Origin of the sequence: Bartonella sp. AS69XJJH, from assembly GCF_042195585.1 — a bacterium.
In the GTDB taxonomy this organism is placed as follows: domain Bacteria; phylum Pseudomonadota; class Alphaproteobacteria; order Rhizobiales; family Rhizobiaceae; genus Bartonella.
On the sequence record NZ_JBHIOO010000131.1, the window covers coordinates 1 to 654 of the forward strand.

Below are 654 nucleotides of genomic sequence, written 5' to 3' on the forward strand. Positions count from 1 at the left end.
GTCTCTTTACGCTCTCTCTTAGAATATTATCGTCAACAAGCAAAATCACCCCGTGAATTGGGAACGCTGTTTGAAAATCTTGTCATGGCTTATCTTATGCATGACCCTCTCCATTTTGGACGATATGAAACGGTTGAGAGCTATTGTGAATGGGCTAAAGAGCGTAATGAAGATGGAACGGATATTGGTATTGATCTAGTCGCTACAATCCGTGATGAAGGAGGATATGCGGCTATTCAATGTAAATGCTATGATGCTTCTCACATCATTAAAAAAGAAGATATTGATAGCTTTATCGCTGCTTCTGGGAAGAAAATATTCACGCGTCGTATTCTGGTTGATAGTACCGAAAGCAATTGGAGTGATAATGTCGAACTGACTTGTGAGGGGCAAGAGGTTCGTATTCAACGCATGAACCTTTTTGATTTAGAGAACAGTCAAATCGATTGGGGGGTGTATAAAGAAAAAGGTGAAGCAACCCTTAAAGAGCAACCTAAAAAAAAGCTTTTAGATCATCAGAAAGAAGCCCTTGAGAAAGGTCTGTGAAGGTTTGCAAGAAACAGACCGTGGCAAGCTGATTATGGCATGTGGTACGGGTAAAACTTTCACAAGCCTTAAGATAGCAGAGACCATAGCAGGAAAAGGCAAGCGTGT

General features: G+C 41.0%; 1 pseudogene. It reads left to right on the forward strand.

Annotation, left to right across the window (positions count from 1 at the left end):
* Window positions 1-654, forward strand: a pseudogene (locus ACFIK6_RS10160) (DEAD/DEAH box helicase family protein); the annotation flags it as partial.